This window comes from Nonomuraea sp. CA-141351, assembly GCF_050944675.1.
GTDB lineage: Bacteria > Actinomycetota > Actinomycetes > Streptosporangiales > Streptosporangiaceae > Nonomuraea.
On sequence record NZ_CP191982.1, the window covers coordinates 258923 to 275552 of the forward strand.

Consider the following 16630-nt stretch of genomic DNA (forward strand, 5'->3'; position numbering starts at 1 on the left):
TACATCACAGATGCACTGGTGCGGTGCGCAGTCATGTTTCGAAGAAGCTCAGCTAGTCGTTGATTGTGGCAAATGTGGACATTTCACGTATCGGGCGGCTAGTGCCAGCCTCGGTCCGAGCGGCTATCGGAGACCGTTTCAGCAGTTCACGGCTAGTCAGGCCAAAGCGACGGTGATCAACTCCGTCAATATTGGCTCGATGGGTGACACCCTGACCGCACCGAGGACTAGCATGAGGACATGCCCAAGCTGAAGGATCTACGCATCGGCGCGCTTGCAGCCGAAAGCGATGAGGAACTCTTCGCCTACTTTGTCGTTACGCCGGACGCTGAAACTATAGTGCGGGAACGGATCGGTCTGGTTCTCGGCCGGAAGGGTTCAGGAAAGACTGCGCTTTTTCGGCAAGGCGAAGAGCTTCTGCAGCAGTTCGGCCTGGGTCACGTGTCTGTCATTCGTCTCAACATGGACGACCATGCATGGGGAGCTTTCAAGGATTTTAAAGAGCTAGGCTTGTCGACGGAGCACGCCGCAACCGTGTCGTGGCAACTTGCGCTACTTCTACAACTGGCGGTTGCGCTGTCCGGGAGTCAGCAACACGGTTGGTCTGCGGCGGCTCGGGATGACGTCAAAGTTCTTCGTGAATTCATTCGCGATAACTTCGGTGAAATCCGGCCAAGCCTAGCCAAGTCGAGCAAGATGATAGGGCAAATAAGTGCGCTCAAGGTGGGCGCCTTTGGCACCGCATTGGAAGCACAATGGCGCAACGAAAATACGGCACGCGAACTGGTTCCTGGCCTTGTTGACACGATTAGCCAGCACCTTAAAGGCCCGCTGCATGAGAGCGCGTGGTTGTTCATGCTCGATCAACTCGATGAGTCATGGGATGGAACGGCGGACAAGAAGCAGTTGCTGGTTGGTCTGGTAAAGGCGGTGAAGCGTATTAATGATGACTTCGGGTGGCGTGGTGACCCCATTCAGGGCGCCCGAGCAGTAGCCTTCTTGCGGACCGACATTTACGAAGCCCTTAGTTTTGACGACAAAGATAAGCTCAGAGACACGGTGAAGGAGATAAGCTGGAGTTTTGAAGAGCTGAGCAAGATGCTCGAGTCCCGGCTACGCCTTCCAGCTTCTTCGATTTTTGAATCGAAGGCCACTACCCATAAGGGTAGAATCGCTAAGGGATCCCTGAGTCATCTCGTTAATCGGACATTTATGCGGCCTCGGGATTTGCTTCAATTCTTCCAGGCGATCCGTAGTGACCACCCCTCCGAAGAGCGCATCACTAAAAGAATGGTTGAGAAGACGGAACCGAGATACAGTCGCGACAAAGTGGATGACTTGCGGCAAGAGTATCGGAGGGGCGCACCTTGGATCGACGCCGCGTTGGATGCGCTGAAGCAGGGTTCAAACAAGTTTGAATCTCGGGCGGCGGTGGAGGAGAGGCTTGCCACTCGTATTGACAGTGACAGCCTGAAAGAGTGGCGCATATCCGTTGATGACTTGATCGACTGGCTGACCGAGATCAGCGTTCTCGGCGCTGCTCCACGCCAGGTTCGCAGGCAAAAGATAAGGTTCCGATGTGAAGGCGACAACGTCTCCATTGAGGGAGATAGCACAGTCTGGGTACATCCCGCGCTATTCCTCGGCCTATCGCTAACCGAGCCGCGGCCTCGTCGTGGCTAATCGCATTCGACGACGGCAAGTATGTCGGGCCGTGTAGACGGCGTGTACTCGCTGGTCCGTACAAGGATGTCACGGGTTGCAGTTTGGCTTGCAGTTCCGCGCCGTACCAGCCCGTCCCGGGACGAGCGTCCAGTCGTGTCGGTCCATGTTGAACGCCCTGGGACGATCGTCCTTCGAGCTGCTAATGCGGTTTGGGTTTACCGCCCATCCGGGGTTCAAATCCCCGATCCTCCGCAGGCGGAAGGCCCTCTCCCTTGAACGGGGAGAGGGCCTTTTTGATCTTCGAGGGCGTCGTAGTTGGAACGGCTGGGGATTTCCTCAGAGAGTGGAGGCGAGCCGCTCCCCTGCATCGCGCATCAAGGGTGTGGATACGTGGGTGTAGCGCTCGGTGGTGGTCACTCGCGTGTGACCGAGGACCTGCTGGACCACCCGGATGTTCACACCCTGCTCGGTGAGGAGCGTTGCGGCCGTGTGCCGGGCGTCGTGCACTCGGACGCCGGCCTGCTTGTGCATGGCCTTCCAGCGTCCAGTCCTCGGTGCGCTCTATGGGAGTGCCGTGCTTGGTGGCGAACATCAATTCGTGTTCATCCCACAGGTCTTGAGCTTTGTCGCGCCCGGTGTCCTGTATCTCGCGGTGTGCCTCGAGTTGGGCGAGCAGCTCGGGTGGGCGCTGGAGGGTGAGCTTGCCCTTGCGTTGGCGGAAGATCAATCCGCCGCCTGTGCGCTTGGGGCGCTTCTCCATGTGTCCGGTGGAGTCCTTGAAGCAGGGCCGCTTGTAGCAGACGTAGCTCGGCTTGTCGTTATTGACTCGCTCGGCGGCTGTTCAGACCCAGTCCAAGACTCCGACAAGGTCGCTGCGCGCTCGTGCGTCCAAGCGTCAACGGTACATAAGAGGCATATGGGATATGTAGGGGGCCGTCAGTCGGCGGCCCTACGATCGTCTCATTCAGTTAGTGCTCGGGCAGCATCCGAGACACGGCTGGGGGCGTTACGATAGCTGATAAGGATCTCCGCCTGGGCAGCTACGTAGACCGCATCGGGAGACCATGTGTCGCGCACGTGGCAGGTAGTCGGCTTTGTCTTAGGTGTCTTGGCCTTTGGGATAGCGGTCTTTCAGTTCACCGTTTCAGACCCAGTAAGCGGGCCCTGGATTCGAGAGCAGGCTGTGCCTTGGGTCTCAGCGCTTCCTGCCGTCCTTCGCGACTACTATCTGGGATTACTGGATGGTTCTATTTACGTATGGTGGGCGAACCCACTTGCCGGTCTTCTCCTCGCTGCCCTGCTCTATAGACTGGGCCTTGTGATGGTCAAGGCGTACAAGGACGTGAAATTCGGGCGCGAGCGAGACCATCCGTTCTTTGGCTGGTCCCGCGTCGGATGGTATGCCTTCGTGTTCCTCTTGGCGGCCGCATTCTTCTTCTACGCCTGTCGTAATGCGGAGTGGTATTACAACGTCGGCATGCTTTGCGCCGCAGCCGCAGGGGTCGGGCACGGCGTGTTCTTCTCGAAAGTGTGGAGAAGCGGGTGGGGCGGCCGCGTTTACCGGTAGGGATCGTCACACTGTCCCGTTGAGTCCCCTACGAGAGTGGTAGAGCTCTGCTCTCTTAAAGGCTGCAATGGGGACCGTGTGTAGGACCGTGGTGGAGGAGGTGCTGAGGCTCTGACACGACAGCAGCACAAATGGGCCTTGGTGCCGCTGTTTCGGTTAGGTAGGTTTCGTCCATGAAGGCAGCGGTTCATTCCAGGTACGGCCCGCCGGACGTGGTTCGGATCGCCGAGGTGGATGAGCCCTCGGTCGGGGACAAGGACGTTCTGGTCAGGGTGCATGCAACGACGGTGAACCGGACGGACTGTGCCTACCGAGCGGCCAAGCCCTTCTTCATGCGGATGATCATCGGCCTTACCCAGCCGCGGCGCAGGGTCCTCGGAACCGAGTTCGCGGGGGTGGTGGAGGCGGTCGGCAGCGGCGTCACGTCGTTCGCCGTGGGCGAGCGGGTATTCGGGTACAACGAGGGCGCGTTCGGAACGCACGCCGAGTACCTGTCGGTTCCCGAAGACGGCATGATCGCGACCATGCCGGCGGACGCGACCTTCGCCGAGGCCGCTCCCGGCACCGAAGGTTCGCATTATGCGCTCTCGTTCATCAGGACGAGCGGGATCCGGCCCGGGCAGGACGTTCTCGTCCATGGGGCGACCGGTGCGATCGGCTCGGCGGCGGTGCAACTGCTGAAGAGCCTCGGCGTCACGGTGACCGCAGTGTGTGACACGGCGAACCTGGAGCTGGTGCGGAGCCTGGGCGCCGACCGGGTCGTCGACTACACGGCCCAGGACTTCACCAGGGACGCGCAGGCCTACGACGCGGTATTCGACGCGGTCGGCAAGAGCACGTTCGGCCGCTGCAAGGGGCTGCTGAAGCCGGGTGGGGCGTACCTGTCCTCCGAGCTGGGGCCCTGGTGTCAGAACGTGATCCTGCCGCTGGTCACGCCGTTGCTCGGCGGCAAGAAGGTGAAGTTCCCCATCCCGAGGAATGACCGGGAGATGGTGTGGCATCTTCGGGAGCTGATCGAGTCCGGACAGTTCAAGCCGGTCATCGACCGGCGGTACCCGTTGGACCAGATCGTCGACGCCTACCGCTACGTGGAGACCGGGAAGAAGATCGGCAACGTCATCATCGACGTCGTACCGCCGAGCTGACCGACCCCTTGGCGGCCATGGCACTCCAGGGCCACAAACTGCGGCGGAGTACTAACGCCCGGGTTCGGCCGCTGCCAGGTGGTGGCCGGACCCGCAGCAGATTCGAGCTGCTGATGCGGTTTGGGTTTACCGCCCATCCGGGGCCAAAATCTCCGATTCTCCTGTCAGAGATCATTTCGAAAGGTGCTCAGGAGTCGGCGAGGCGTTCCATGATCTGCGCCGCCTCGGCCAGGGTCCGGGGTTTCATTGGCTAACGTCCGAAATCTACGGGGCTTCCAGGCCTTATGGGAGGCCGTTAGTGAGCAGAAAACGCTTGCAGACCGTCCGCGAAAGTGTGCCCGTACCGGACTTCCTCGGTTTCCTTATGGATGGCGTGAGGTCCATCGGAGGCCGAGCGAGGAAGAAACACGTTATAGCGGCCAGAATCCAGAGAGCGCCAAGGCCAATGCCCTTCCATCCACTAATTATCAGAGGCTCATGGGACGCATCAGCGTGCGGCGTGCTTCCGAAATACTGTTTCTCTTGCACGAGTGTCCAGTATTCGCTATATCTGGCCTTCTCTCTGGCATCCTGTGCGTATCGTTCTAGAAGGACGCTGGGAACGAGAACCAGGCAGCCGATCCACATCAGAACGAAACGCGCGCGCCTTACGGTCACTTGCCGCCTCCCTCCCTCAAGGTGGGATGAGAGTAGTTGAGCGCCCGAAACGACCACAAGAGAGGGCCTATGGCGTGCCCGATCGGATGGGAAAGCAGGGAGAATGGTGGGGCGTCACAGGGGACACGATCAGCATCCTGAACAGCAACTACGCAGGTCACTCAAGATCGTCGTAGCTAAGCGCCCGCTGGTTCGCCAACGAATCTGCCTCATCCGGCGATGACAAAATCACCGTCTCCGACTGCCTGATAGGTGGTCCAGCAGCATATCCAGCGGCCGCGGCACGCGATCGAGATCGAGTGCCGCTACGAGCAGGCCAGAGTAGCGGATCTTGCGGCCACTGCCTGATCCCATGAACCGGCGCAGCTGGTCGTGAGTGCTGCCCCCGCGCCATGCGGGTTGCTTCTGGAGCGTGCGAAATGAGCGGAGGTCGCCCTCGGCATCGACAACGCGCTCAACCGCGGCGGTGCCGAGGGCGCGGATCAGCTCGTCTTCCAGGTCAGCGACGCACACGAAGAATCCGAGCGCCTCCAGATCGGATCCAAGGCCGGCGCGCTCGAGACCCCTCCGGAAGTCACCTTCCTCCCCGACGTCGACCAGACCGGCCAGCCGGAGATTGCGACCGGGAGGGCCGAACCTGCCGATATACGTTCCGATGTTCGTGGCACCGCCCATCGCCACCAGGGAGATGCCTTCGGCCTCGAGGTTCCGGCCGCGGCGTTCGGCCAACGCTTCGATGGCCGACTTGTCACTGGCTCCCTCGACCAGGACCACGGTTTGCGTGTCGCTCACGAGCCCAGCCTCGCACTGAACCTGGAGAGGTTCATCCCCTTTTACCCGCTGCAAGGGACCGGCCGCAGACCACGATCGGCGTGCGTGATGTGGCCGACGCCGTGCAGTCGCACGAGAGGGACGATTCGTCAGTGTGGTCCTCGCGGGACTGGCGGGGACATCCTCCTGATCAGAAAGCATGTCTGTCATTTTTCTGCGAGGTGTCGATCTGCGGGGGTGCGGCTCGTATGGAGAGCAGAAGGCCGGACAGGCCGGCCGAGCCGCGAGATCGACCTGGAGGAGCAGAGCAATGTCTGACACGAGCATCCTGTTGAGCGGGCTTGCGATCGGCGAATCGCCGCGGTGGCACGAGGACCGCCTGTGGTTCTCGAACTGGGGGACTCAGGAGATCATCGCCCTCGACACCGACGGCGCCGGCGAAGTGATGATGCGGGTGCCGACCACTGTTCCGTTCAGCATCGACTGGCTGCCGGACGGCACTTTGCTGGTCGTGCAGGGGCCCGAGGCGCTGCTGCTGCGCCAAGAGCGGGATGGTGCGCTGGTGCCTTACGCGGACCTGGGCCCGATCGCCAAGGGCTGGAACGAGATCGTGGTGGATCGCCGCGGCTTCACCTATGTCAACGGCAGCGACTTCGATTTCATGGGCGGCGGGCCGTTCGTTCCCGGGCTGATCGCGCTGGTCACCCCGGACGGGGTGGTCCGGCAGGTGGCCGACGGCATCGAGTTCGGCAACGGCATGGTGGTGACGCCGGACGGCGGCACGCTGATCGTGGCGGAGTCGTTCGCCTCCCGGCTGACCGCCTTCGACATCGCCGCCGACGGCGGCCTGTCCAACCGGCGGGTGTGGGCTCAGCTGGAAACCGGCCCGGATGGCATCTGCCTGGATGCCGAGGGCGCGGTCTGGGCCGCCTCGATGGGCCGGTGCGTACGGGTCCGGGAGGGCGGCGAGATACTGGGGCAGGTCGTGGTCCCTGAGGGGCTGAGCTGTTTCGCCTGCGCACTGGGCGGCGCGGACCGTAGGACACTGTTCGTGATGGCGGCCCAGTGGCTTGGGGTCGAGAACATGTTCGGCCCTGACCGGACCGGCCAAGTGCGCACGACCCGGGTGGCCGTACCGGGCATCGCCTAGGCTGTCCGAGCACACGACTCCACGCACCACCGACCTTCGTTGAGCCGGCGGGAAGCGGTCCTGTCGTGATGGACCGGCGTTTGCGACAACGGGATCGTCGGCGAGGATCTGGAGACTCATCTTCTGGAACGGTTGCCCGACACAACGAGTCCCGACCGCATTGTTTGTCAAGGAGTCTTTTCGTCTTGAGCAGCGGTCTTCTTCGATGAACCGTAGGACGAGGATGGCCTGCACGAGCGCGGTCGCGCGGCGGGGCGGCAGCGCAGCTTGGTCAGTACCTTCCAGGTCTTCAGCGTCACGATGACACGCTCGCCGATGGCCCGGATGCGGGCGTGGGATCGGTCAGTCGTCCTCATCGACCCGTCAGATGAGAATGTACGAATGCAGACAGCCCCGTGGATGATCCTCATCGGTCCGGCCGCGGCAGGAAAGAGCACTCTTGGGAACGGACTGGCCTCAGCGACAGGAAGAAGCTTTGTCGACGTGGACGCACTCGGTGAGAGCTATTACGCCGAGGTGGGATGGAGCATGGACAAGCTGCGTGACCGAATCCAGGCCGTAGGCAGAGTCGCAGCCGAACATGAGTGGGAACCAGCGCGTGCTCATGCTGTGGAACGCATCGTGGCTGACCACCCAGGCACGATCATTTCCCTGGGGGCCGGCCACAGCCACTACACGCAGCCGGAGTTGTTCCGGCGTGTTCGGGCCGCGCTTCGCCCTGTCGACCATGTGGTGCTTGTGCTGCCCTCCCCTGACCATGAACGATCCGTTCAGGTTCTGCGGCAGCGCAGTCTCGCGACGAAGGGAACCGACTGGATCAGCAGGGACGGGCACGACTTTCTCTGCCAGTGGGTGCACGATCCTGGAAACCGCGTTCTCGCAACGACAGTCCTCCACACAGAGGGAGAAGAACCTGAGCAGAGCGTCAGTCGCCTCTTGACCATGTGCGAGTGATCTCAAATGCTGGAAGCAGACGCGCGCGTACTCATGCCACCCTCACGAACGCCTGACGATGGCTGATCTTCGTACGTGGCCTGGGCTCTTTGATTACCCGATGCCGGACTTCATGCCAGAGTTCTGAGCACCTCGCGGCTATCAACGACGGCTTCGGACGGCGTCGTTGCGACTCCAGATCAGGGGCCGGAGTTCCGCAGGTTCGCAGGGTGTGTTCTCGGCGGCAAGCACCTCTCTACGGGAGATCTTGGCGACGGACACTCGCTGATGGTAATCGTGGAAGGTCTGCACCTCGCCGTCGCTCCGGCAGGGTTCCCACTTTGGGCCGTCCAACTCGGTGTACGACATGCCCCCGTCTACATAGTCATGCATCGTGGCCACGTAGACCGCCCAGCGGCGGAGCAAAGAAGATGAGGCCCGTACGTTGAGCAGCCCATCCAGCCGTGTTACCTCGGCGGCCCGAATATCTTCCTCTGGGCGCCATCGCCGCCACCAAGTGCCGTCGGCCCGCTGAGTGCGCCACTCGTTGACTGCCACGTCGAGGCCCCAGGTATGCCACCGGACAGTTCCGGACATGGTCCCCGGTACGGCGGCGCGCCGGCCGAGGTGCCGGGCGGTCCGCGCCGGCAGATGCGTCAGGTCGGCTGGAACGAGAGCGATGGGGTCGCCTTGTTCGGCGTCGAATGGGTTGGGGTCGATGAATCGACGATCAATGACCACAACCGTGTCAGGTTGCCGTTGAAAGGACAGGCCCACAGCAGGCGGCTGAGGAGCAGCGCGCCGTGCGGATCGGAGAGGATATGCCAGGTCCCGTGGTAGAAGTTCGTGGAGAATCGGGCTCTGGTGCCGGGGCGAAGTGTGATCACTCTGTAGTCTCGGCCATCGGCTCGGAGACGGTGCCGATGAAGTTTGAGGCGGTCTCCGACCTGGCGCGTGTTGGATGGCCTGGGCTCCTTATGTTCCGGCACAGTTCACCACGGTCTTTTTCCTTCTGCTCGTTGATCTTATGAAAGCGTGTCGCGCGCACCGTTCTCAACGGGATTTCAGAAGGGGAATGCCGTGACGCGATCTTGTCGAAGAACAGGTTGCGGATGCTCACGACCTCCTTGCGAGGGTCCTGAAGCGCCGCGAACACACCGTCGCTCCATGTCTTGGGCGATCCAGTATCTCGTCACCCGTCACTGGCGCACTCACGATCAGTTCTGACGCGGACAGGTGGCGGGGCGCCTACGAGACCGGGTCAGGACAGCAGCTTGGCATAGCAGCGACTGAGCGGTTCGTGCTGGTAGGGCGGATAGTTGGGGATGATCGTGTAGCCGGCGCGGGTGTACAGCGCGATGGCCTCGGGCTGGTGGATACCGGTCTCCAGGCGGATCTCGGGGTGGCCGAGGGTGGTGGCGATGCGTTCGGCCTCGTCCAGCAGCCGTCTGGCGATACCGCGGCCGCGGGCCGCGGGGGTCACATACATGCGCTTGAGCTCAGTGGCGCCGTCGGGGAAGGGCTGGATGGCGCAGCAACCGACTGGCCGGCCGTCGAACTCGGCGAGCAGGAAGCGGATGGCCGGGTCGAGGTTGGCCCCGGTGCCACCGGTGTCGTGGGGGTAGCGACTGGCGAGGTCGGCGTCCAGGTCGCGGACCAACCGCCTGATCCTGGGATCGTCGCTCGTGGCAGAGGTGATGGACAAGTCGGCGGTTGTCATGGGTGCGCGGTTCCTTCCGGGGTTGCGAGGACCAGGTCGAGGTGAGTCGCAAGGACGCGGCGCAGGAGCTCGGGCGGGTAGGCGCTGGGATCGGCCACGGCGTTCAGCGCCAGGCCGTCCAGGCAGGCGACCAGACTCTGGACCCGCTCTTCCAGGTCCGTGGGCTCCGGCTGGCCGAGAGCGGCGCGCATGAGGCCGGTGAGGCGGCGGACCCAGGAGGCGTGAGCCGACGCATGCAGGTTGAGCAGCTCGGCATCGGCGCGGGCGGAGAGCTGGAAGTGCATCCACACGACGGTCTCCAGACGCCGTTCGTCATCCAGCGGCAATGCCTGCTCGCACACCGACCGCAGTGTCTCGCGGGCGGTGCCCTCGGCGGCGAGCGCGTCGACGCGGTGGGCCATGCGGTCGTGCATGACGGATCTGGCGTGGGCCATCAGCGCCTTCTTGTCGCGGAAGTAGTGGGTCACCATGCCGGTCGTGCATCCGGCCGCGTCGGCGACCGCCCGCATGGTCAGCCCGTCCATGCCGCGCTCCGCGACGACCCGCCACACGGCTTCGGACATCGCCTGACGGCGCTCGGCCTGATCGACCTGCTTGGGCACATGCCTCTCCGGGATGCGAAACGTTTGTTACGTAACAAGCGTGATGCTACACCCGCGGAACTACCGGCGGAGACGTCCCGTGACGAGTTCGCCCAGTCTCTGAGACAGGCCCAGGCCGACCGCCGCGCCGAGGCAGGAGGGATCGACTTCGGCTGCTGCTCGCGGACCACCTGCCCAAGTTTCCGGACACAGGCGGAGGTGGGGAGGTACCGGGCCTCGCGGTCGCTGGTAGGTCTGGAGCGGAGCGCCGGTGACTGGAACTGGCGCAGCGAGGGGTCCGCACCCCACGTTTCACCGTTTGAACTGTGGATCTACTGACAGGTTCAGGGCCCCGAGCGCCCGGTGGGCGTCGGGGCCACAAGGTGCTGTCAGTCGAGGATGTGGGAGGTGGCGCGGGCGTAGCGGTGGCGGATTTCCGGAACGGCCTCCCCCTCGTACGTCTCCGTCTCCTCCGACCGCCACTCCGGCGAAGTGACCAGCGTGGCGGCCTGGTACGCGGCGCCGTTGGCGACGTACTCGGCCGGGGGCGGCACCGTGATCGGGGCGCCGAAGATCGTGGGGGCGATGCGGCGGACCGCCTCCGAACGGGCCGCGCCGCCGATCAGCAGCACCCGCTCGGGCTTCGTGCCCAGCGCGTCGAGAGCGTCGGCCAGGCCGCACAGCATGCCTTCGATGGCCGCGCGTGCCAGGTGGGCGGGGGTGGAGGTGGCCAGGGTCAGCCCGTGGACGGAGCCCGTCGCGGTGGGGCGGTTGGGGGTGCGCTCGCCCTCCAGGTACGGCACGAGCGTCAGCCCGCCCGCACCCGGCGGTGCCTGGAGGGCCAGATCACTCAGCTCGTCAAGGCTCACACCGGCGATGCGGGCGGCGGCGTCCATCACCCGGGCGGCGTTGAGCGTGCACACCAGCGGCAGGAAGTGCCCGGTCGCGTCGGCGAACCCGGCCACCGCGCCCGTGGGGTCGGCGCTGGCCGACTCCGCGACCGCGAACACCGTGCCGGAGGTGCCCAGCGAAACCACGACGTCACCAGGCCGGGCGCCCACTCCGAGTGCGGCCGCCATGTTGTCGCCCGTCCCCGGTGCGATCATGACCGCGCCCCCCTCGAAGGCCGCGTCCGTCGGACCCAGCACCTGGGGGAGGAGCGGGACCGCCCCGAACGCCAGCTTCAGCAGATCCGTGCGGTACGCCCCCGTCGCCGGCGACCAGTAGCCCGTCCCCGAGGCGTCCCCCCGATCCGTGGTGAGCTGGTCGATCGGTGGCGTAGGAGCGTCGGGGGAGAAGGTCCCCGAGGCGAGCGCGCCGGCCAGGCGCCACGTGAGCCAGTCGTGCGGCAGGCAGACCGCGGCAGTACGGGCGGCGTTGCCCGGCTCGTTCTCGGCCAGCCACCGCAGCTTGGTCACCGTGAACGAGGCGACCGGCACCGAGCCGACCGCGGAGGCCCAGGCCTGCGGCCCGCCCAGCTCTGCGATCAGGTCGGTGGCTGCCTGGGCGGAGCGGGTGTCGTTCCAGAGCAGAGCGTCGCGTACGACATTTCCGGACTCGTCCAGGCAGACCATGCCATGCTGCTGCCCCGCCACGCTGATGGCCAGCACGTCGGAGAGCCCGCCGGCCTCCTCGATGGCCCGCAGCAACGCGGACCACCAGTGCGACGGATGGACCTCCGTGCCGTCGGGATGCGGCGCGCGGCCCTGCCGCACCAGCGCGCCCGTCTCCGCGTCACGAATGACGACCTTGCAACTTTGTGTCGAGGAATCGACCCCAGCGACCAGCGTCACCCACGAACTCCTAACAAGTGCTCCAGCGCAAGCTGGTTGAGATGCGTGAAATGGTATCCGCGCGCGGCGGCGACCTCAGGATCGAAGTCGTCGTAGGCCAGATCGGCCAGTGTCTCGCCGCGGTTGAGCGTGGGCAGGCCGAGCTCCTCGACGCGGGAGGCCCTGAGTGCGTCTCGTACCTCGGGGTCGGCCCGGAAGGCCCGTGCCTTCTCACGGAGGATGAGGTACGTCCGCATGTTGGCGACGGCCGACACCCACACGTCCGAAGGGTCCTCCGTACGCGACGGCTTGTAGTCGAAGTGGCGCGGCCCGTCGTAGCCGCCGTGCTCCAGCAGGTCGACCAGGAAGAACGCGCTCATCACGTCGCCGTGGCCGAAGACCAGGTCCTGGTCGAACCGCGGCCCGTGCTGGCCGTTGAGGTCGATGTGGAACAGCTTGCCGTGCCACAGCGCCTGCGCGATGCCGTGCACGAAGTTGAGGCCGGCCATCTGCTCGTGGCCGACCTCGGGATTGAGCCCCACCATTTCCGGATGTTCCAGCTCGCCGATGAAGGCCAGCGCGTGCCCGATCGTCGGCAGCAGGATGTCGCCGCGCGGCTCATTGGGCTTGGGCTCGAGAGCGAAGCGGATGCCGTAGCCGTGCTCGCGCACATAGCCGCAGAGCAGGTCGATGGCCTCCTTGTAGCGCCCGAGCGCCGAGCGTACGTCCTTGGCCGCATCGGACTCGGCACCCTCCCTGCCGCCCCAGCACACGTAGGTGGTGGCGCCCAGGGAGGCGGCCAGGTCGAGGTTGCGCATGACCTTGCGCAGGGCGTGTCGCCGCACGTCACGGTCGTTGCTGGTGAAGGCGCCGTCGCGGAAGACGGGGTGTGTGAACAGGTTGGTGGTGGCCATGGGCACTTTCAGCCCGGTCTCGGCAAGCGCTTTCCGGAAGGCCGCGATCGCCCGGTCGCGATCGGGCTGCACGGCGAGCAGGTCGTCGTCGTGGAATGTGACGCCGTAGGCCCCGAGTTCGGCCAGCCGATGCACGCTCTCGACGGGGTCGAGGGGCGCCCGAGCGGCGTCCCCGAACGGATCGCGCGCCTGCCAGCCGACCGTCCACAGACCGAAGGTGAATCGATCTTCAGGGGTTGGCTCGTACATGTCTCGATGCTCCCCTGCTGATCAGTTGTTCACAAGCCCGAGGGATCACGTCCGACGCTGATCTCCTCGGCGATCTTGCGGATCTCCGCCACCTCGAGGCCGGGGGCCTTGGGAAGGTGGCGCAGCAGCGCCTCCATCACCACGGGCACGGGCTGGCCGGCGAACCGCCCGGCAATGCCGTGGACCGCCCTGAACAGCGCCTCATCGGTGTCGTGCATCGGCCTCTCCTTCGTCGGGTACCCGGAGAACGGTACGGCCTCGGCCCGACAGTTTCTCACTATCCCTCCAGCGTGTTCCGCACCGCGACGCAAATCTCGTCGAGCCGGCGTACCTGTTCGGGTGTCAGCACGTCGAACAGGCTCCGCCGTACCTCCTCCACATGCCCGGGCGCCGCGGCGGCCAGCGCGGCGAACCCGTCGTCCGTGAGCACGGCGAGGTTGCCGCGCCGGTCGGCGGGGCAGCGTTCGCGGCGGACCCAGCCGCGCTCCTCCAGGCGGGCGACGGCGTGCGAGAGACGGCTCTGGGAGCTCTGCGCCCTGGCGGCCAGTTCGCTCATCCGCATCGACCGCTCGGGCGCCTCGGAGAGCGCAACGAGGATCATGTAGTAAGTGTGCGGCATGCTCGCGTCCCGCTGGAGCTGGCGGTCGAGCGTCTCGTTGATGAGCTGGGTCGCCGCCAGGAAGTTCCGCCAGGTGTGCTGTTCGTCCGCATCCAGCCATCTCGTCACGGGGTCAATTTAGTTGAACGCTCATATACTTAGCGAGGGACTCGGCTGAAAGGGGAAAACCATGCCTGTCCAGCGACTCAACCACGCGGTCCTTTACGTCCGTGACGTGGAACGCAGCGTCGCCTTTTACCGCGAGGCCCTCGGCTTCGAGATCGTGATGGGCATGCGGGGCGCCGCCTTCCTGCAGGCTCCCGGCTCGACGAACGACCACGACCTGGGCCTGTTCGAGATCGGCGCGAGCGCGGAGCCCTCGCCGGCCGGGCGCACGTCCGTCGGCCTCTACCATCTGGCGTGGGAGGTCGACACCCTCGACGAGCTGGAGCGCGTCGCGGCCAAGCTGACCGAGCTGGGCGCCCTGGTGGGCGCGTCCGACCACGGCACCACGAAGGCGCTGTACGCCAAGGACCCCGACGGGCTGGAGTTCGAGGTGTCGTGGCTGGTGCCGGCCTCGCTGCTCACCGACGAGATCCTCGCCGCGCGCGCCGGCATCCGTCCGCTCGACCTGGGCGCCGACAAGGAGAGGTTCGGCGCGCAGACTCGTGGCGGAGTGGGGGTCTCGATCCAGGCCTGAAGTACCGTGGGTTGTATACGGCCCTTCTTCCACGGAGAACGGTCATGCCAACCGATCCTGACCATGTGCTCGACGCCATCGACGGCGTCGTCGACGAGTGGGAGACGCTGAGCGCGGACGCCATGCGCTGGGCGCCTCCCGAGGACAAGAGTCCCGATTTCATGACCGAGATGACGGAGATCTTCGGTCCGCTGGTCAATGCCTTCGCACAGGCGTTGCGGCCCGTGAGCGACGCGTTCGAGCGGGTGCTGCACACCTTTGACGAGGACGACTAGCCGGTGCGCCGCCGCCGCGTCCGCCGCGGGTACGCCTTGGCCGTCTCGGCCAGCCGTGCGGCGTGCTCGGCCTGCTTGCGCCAGTGCCCGTAGGCGTCCCCGCGCTGTGCCAGCCGGTCGAGCTCGCTCATGGTGGCCAGCGGGATGAACGCGGGCTCGGCGTCCCGCCACGGCGTGCCGGGCAGCGGCATGAACGTGTGGGTGTGGATGCGGGCGCCCAGCTCTGCCAGGTCGGCGGCCAGCTCCAGCGACTGGCCCTGGTCCTCCTCGGTCTCGCCCGGCATGCCGAAGATGAAGTCGACGTTCGGCCGGAAGCCGTGCTCGATCGCGATCCTGACGGCGTCGCGCACCGGCGAGGTGTCGTGGCCGCGCCCGGAGGCGGCCAGCACCTTGTCGGAGCCCGACTGGGCGCCGATGATCAGGTTGTCGTTGGCCACATAGCGCTTGAGCAGCCGCATGGCCTCGGGCGTGACGTGCTCGGGGCGTACCTCTGAAGGAAAGCTCCCGAAGAACACCCGGCCGTCCGGCGGCAGCTCCTCCTTGACCCCGGCCAGCAGCTCCTCCACCTTGCCGAGGTCGGGATCGGGCCCTGGGGAGCCGTACGAGAGCGAGGTCGGCGTGATGAACCGGATGTCGCGCAGGCCCCTGGCGACCATCCCGCGCACGTGCTCGCGCACACTGGCGACCGAGCGGTGGCGGAACTGCCCGCCGAACATGAACGGCGTCTGGCAGAAGCGGCACGTGTAGCGGCAGCCGCGGGTGATCTCGATCGGTCCCTTCCTGCCCAGGAACGAGGGGAACGCGTCGAGCGGGAGTTGCGGCGCCGGCCTGGTGCGCAGCGCGACGCCGTCACCGTCCTTGATCGCCAGGCCCGGGACCGAGGTGAGCGGCTCGTCCCGCTGGAGAGCCCGGACGAGGGAGATGATCGTGGACTCGCCCTCGCCGATCCCCGCCAGGTCCCAGCCCGCGTCGATGACCTGCTGCGGCTCGGCCGTGGCGTGCACGCCGCCGGCGATGTGCAGCCCGCGGCCGCCGCTCAGTGACCTGACCGTGGCCAGCTCGGCTGCCATGGCCTCGGCGTCCGGCGAGTAGAACGACCACAGCACCAGCACCCGGTCGGCCCCGCTGGCGGAGATGTGCTCGGCGGTCTCCTCGGGGGTCGTCCCGAGTCTCAGCTCGTGCTCGACCCCCGCGGTCTCCAGGGCGGCGAGCAGCGCGTGCACGCCGTACGTCACCGCCTTGCGGTATCGGACCACCACACTCACAGCCAGCGCCACGTCCCGCAGCGTAGCTCAGCCCTGACGTACCGGGCGCAGCGCGCCGGCCAGCCTGGCCAGCTCGGCGAGCATGTCGTCGGCCGCGGACTCCATGACCTCGTTGGCGTGCACCTTGCCGTCCTCGCCGATGAATTGCGAGTAGAACGGGATGTTCACCGCCTCGAGCACCGGGACCATCTTCAGCGTGCTGACCACCTGGCGCAGGCTGTGCGTGGCGCGGGTGCCGCCGGAGACCCCTCCGTAGCTGACGAACCCGGCCGGCTTGTGGTGCCACTCGTGGTGCAGGTAGTCGAGGGCGTTCTTCAGCACGGCGTTGAAGCTGTGGTTGTACTCCGGGGTCACGAAGACGTACGCGTCACCCCGGTCGATGGTGGCGCTCCACTCCTTGGTGTGAGCGTTCACATACTGCTTGAGCCGCGGGTGGTTGGGCTCGTCCAGGAACGGCAGCCCGACCTCGGCCAGGTCGACCAGCTCCACCTCGAAGAGTCCCGAGTCCACGGCCTTGCCCTGGAACCAGTCGGCGATGGAACGGCCGGCGCGACCGGGACGGGTGCTCGCGACGATGATCTGCAGAACGGGCCTGTTCATTTTTCAACTCCTGTGCTCGGTAAGACATCTGCTCAACATTATTGAGTAGCTTTACCTTCCTGAGCAAA

Annotated in this window: 18 protein-coding genes and 2 pseudogenes; 7 read left to right on the plus strand and 13 right to left on the minus strand. The window is 65.3% G+C overall.

Annotation, left to right across the window (positions count from 1 at the left end):
- Window positions 1-240 precede the first annotated feature (240 nt).
- Complete coding sequence (locus tag ACQPWU_RS01360; protein WP_433436305.1) at window positions 241-1683, plus strand: P-loop ATPase, Sll1717 family; 1443 nt, start codon at window positions 241-243, stop codon at window positions 1681-1683.
- 318 nt (window positions 1684-2001) lie between these two features.
- On the opposite strand, the pseudogene ACQPWU_RS01365 reads toward ACQPWU_RS01360, so the two are convergent.
- Window positions 2002-2199, minus strand: a pseudogene (locus tag ACQPWU_RS01365) (tyrosine-type recombinase/integrase); the annotation flags it as partial.
- 532 nt (window positions 2200-2731) lie between these two features.
- On the opposite strand from ACQPWU_RS01365, the gene ACQPWU_RS01370 reads away from it, so the two are divergent.
- Both ACQPWU_RS01370 and ACQPWU_RS01375 read left to right on the plus strand, forming a co-directional pair.
- A complete protein-coding gene (locus tag ACQPWU_RS01370; RefSeq protein ID WP_433436307.1) occupies window positions 2732-3232 on the plus strand; it encodes a hypothetical protein in 501 nt (166 codons plus the stop codon).
- Between the two features lie 173 nt (window positions 3233-3405).
- Complete coding sequence (locus ACQPWU_RS01375; RefSeq protein WP_433436309.1) at window positions 3406-4377, plus strand: NAD(P)-dependent alcohol dehydrogenase; 972 nt, start codon at window positions 3406-3408, stop codon at window positions 4375-4377.
- A gap of 885 nt (window positions 4378-5262) precedes the next feature.
- Here ACQPWU_RS01375 and ACQPWU_RS01380 read toward each other — a convergent pair.
- Window positions 5263-5826 carry a TOPRIM nucleotidyl transferase/hydrolase domain-containing protein gene (locus ACQPWU_RS01380; protein WP_433436311.1) on the minus strand — a complete coding sequence of 188 codons (564 nt, stop codon included), beginning with the start codon at window positions 5824-5826 and terminating at the stop codon, window positions 5263-5265.
- Between the two features lie 289 nt (window positions 5827-6115).
- On the opposite strand from ACQPWU_RS01380, the gene ACQPWU_RS01385 reads away from it, so the two are divergent.
- Window positions 6116-6955: an SMP-30/gluconolactonase/LRE family protein gene (locus ACQPWU_RS01385; protein WP_433436313.1), complete on the plus strand. Its 840-nt coding sequence runs from the start codon at window positions 6116-6118 to the stop codon at window positions 6953-6955.
- A gap of 192 nt (window positions 6956-7147) precedes the next feature.
- On the opposite strand, the pseudogene ACQPWU_RS01390 reads toward ACQPWU_RS01385, so the two are convergent.
- Window positions 7148-7308, minus strand: a pseudogene (locus ACQPWU_RS01390) (IS5/IS1182 family transposase); the annotation flags it as partial.
- A gap of 46 nt (window positions 7309-7354) precedes the next feature.
- Here ACQPWU_RS01390 and ACQPWU_RS01395 point away from each other — a divergent pair.
- Window positions 7355-7909, plus strand: a complete 555-nt coding sequence (locus ACQPWU_RS01395) for a shikimate kinase (RefSeq protein WP_433445135.1) — start codon at window positions 7355-7357, stop codon at window positions 7907-7909.
- Between the two features lie 635 nt (window positions 7910-8544).
- Here the strand turns inward: ACQPWU_RS01395 and ACQPWU_RS01400 are convergent.
- The 8 genes from ACQPWU_RS01400 to ACQPWU_RS01435 all read right to left on the minus strand — a co-directional run bounded on the left by ACQPWU_RS01400 (window position 8545) and on the right by ACQPWU_RS01435 (window position 13851).
- Window positions 8545-8775, minus strand: a complete 231-nt coding sequence (locus ACQPWU_RS01400) for a hypothetical protein (protein WP_433436315.1) — start codon at window positions 8773-8775, stop codon at window positions 8545-8547.
- Window positions 8772-9008, minus strand: coding sequence for a hypothetical protein (locus tag ACQPWU_RS01405; RefSeq protein ID WP_433445605.1), 237 nt, complete (start codon window positions 9006-9008; stop codon window positions 8772-8774). Before ACQPWU_RS01405 ends, ACQPWU_RS01400 begins: the two co-directional genes overlap by 4 nt.
- 141 nt (window positions 9009-9149) lie before the next feature.
- Window positions 9150-9608 carry a GNAT family N-acetyltransferase gene (locus ACQPWU_RS01410; protein ID WP_433436317.1) on the minus strand — a complete coding sequence of 153 codons (459 nt, stop codon included), beginning with the start codon at window positions 9606-9608 and terminating at the stop codon, window positions 9150-9152.
- Window positions 9605-10210 (minus strand): TetR/AcrR family transcriptional regulator, encoded by a 606-nt coding sequence (locus ACQPWU_RS01415; protein WP_433436319.1) that lies wholly within the window; start codon window positions 10208-10210, stop codon window positions 9605-9607. The genes ACQPWU_RS01410 and ACQPWU_RS01415 overlap by 4 nt, the downstream gene beginning before the upstream one ends.
- Before the next feature lie 368 nt (window positions 10211-10578).
- Window positions 10579-11982, minus strand: a complete 1404-nt coding sequence (gene xylB / locus ACQPWU_RS01420; protein ID WP_433436321.1) for a xylulokinase — start codon at window positions 11980-11982, stop codon at window positions 10579-10581.
- Window positions 11979-13124 (minus strand): xylose isomerase, encoded by a 1146-nt coding sequence (gene xylA / locus ACQPWU_RS01425; protein WP_433436323.1) that lies wholly within the window; start codon window positions 13122-13124, stop codon window positions 11979-11981. Before xylA ends, xylB begins: the two co-directional genes overlap by 4 nt.
- A gap of 29 nt (window positions 13125-13153) precedes the next feature.
- On the minus strand, window positions 13154-13342 hold the full coding sequence (locus ACQPWU_RS01430) for a hypothetical protein (protein WP_350732537.1): 189 nt from the start codon (window positions 13340-13342) through the stop codon (window positions 13154-13156).
- Window positions 13343-13401: 59 nt separating this feature from the next.
- Window positions 13402-13851, minus strand: coding sequence for a MarR family winged helix-turn-helix transcriptional regulator (locus ACQPWU_RS01435; RefSeq protein WP_433436325.1), 450 nt, complete (start codon window positions 13849-13851; stop codon window positions 13402-13404).
- A 61-nt stretch (window positions 13852-13912) separates the two neighbouring features.
- Here ACQPWU_RS01435 and ACQPWU_RS01440 point away from each other — a divergent pair, with 61 nt between their 5' ends.
- Window positions 13913-14422, plus strand: a complete 510-nt coding sequence (locus tag ACQPWU_RS01440; protein ID WP_433436327.1) for a VOC family protein — start codon at window positions 13913-13915, stop codon at window positions 14420-14422.
- Window positions 14423-14466: 44 nt separating this feature from the next.
- Complete coding sequence (locus ACQPWU_RS01445) at window positions 14467-14697, plus strand: hypothetical protein (protein WP_360687885.1); 231 nt, start codon at window positions 14467-14469, stop codon at window positions 14695-14697.
- Here the strand turns inward: ACQPWU_RS01445 and ACQPWU_RS01450 are convergent.
- Entirely contained in the window at window positions 14694-15974 is a 1281-nt protein-coding gene (locus ACQPWU_RS01450) for a TIGR04013 family B12-binding domain/radical SAM domain-containing protein (protein ID WP_433436330.1), read from the minus strand. The two genes, ACQPWU_RS01445 and ACQPWU_RS01450, sit on opposite strands and share 4 nt — an antisense overlap.
- A gap of 15 nt (window positions 15975-15989) precedes the next feature.
- Window positions 15990-16562: an NADPH-dependent FMN reductase gene (locus ACQPWU_RS01455; protein ID WP_433436332.1), complete on the minus strand. Its 573-nt coding sequence runs from the start codon at window positions 16560-16562 to the stop codon at window positions 15990-15992.
- Window positions 16563-16630 lie beyond the last annotated feature (68 nt).

Bases quoted from the DNA above. Each gene is read 5' to 3' on its own strand.
- ACQPWU_RS01360 (WP_433436305.1), top strand. From the start codon at position 241: ATGCCCAAGCTGAAGGATCTACGCATCGGCGCGCTTGCAGCCGAAAGC.
- ACQPWU_RS01375 (WP_433436309.1), top strand. From the start codon at position 3,406: ATGAAGGCAGCGGTTCATTCCAGGTACGGCCCGCCGGACGTGGTTCGG.
- ACQPWU_RS01385 (WP_433436313.1), top strand. From the start codon at position 6,116: ATGTCTGACACGAGCATCCTGTTGAGCGGGCTTGCGATCGGCGAATCG.
- ACQPWU_RS01395 (WP_433445135.1), top strand. From the start codon at position 7,355: ATGATCCTCATCGGTCCGGCCGCGGCAGGAAAGAGCACTCTTGGGAAC.
- ACQPWU_RS01410 (WP_433436317.1), bottom strand. From the start codon at position 9,608: ATGACAACCGCCGACTTGTCCATCACCTCTGCCACGAGCGACGATCCC.
- xylA (WP_433436323.1), bottom strand. From the start codon at position 13,124: ATGTACGAGCCAACCCCTGAAGATCGATTCACCTTCGGTCTGTGGACG.
- ACQPWU_RS01430 (WP_350732537.1), bottom strand. From the start codon at position 13,342: ATGCACGACACCGATGAGGCGCTGTTCAGGGCGGTCCACGGCATTGCC.
- ACQPWU_RS01440 (WP_433436327.1), top strand. From the start codon at position 13,913: ATGCCTGTCCAGCGACTCAACCACGCGGTCCTTTACGTCCGTGACGTG.
- ACQPWU_RS01445 (WP_360687885.1), top strand. From the start codon at position 14,467: ATGCCAACCGATCCTGACCATGTGCTCGACGCCATCGACGGCGTCGTC.
- ACQPWU_RS01455 (WP_433436332.1), bottom strand. From the start codon at position 16,562: ATGAACAGGCCCGTTCTGCAGATCATCGTCGCGAGCACCCGTCCCGGT.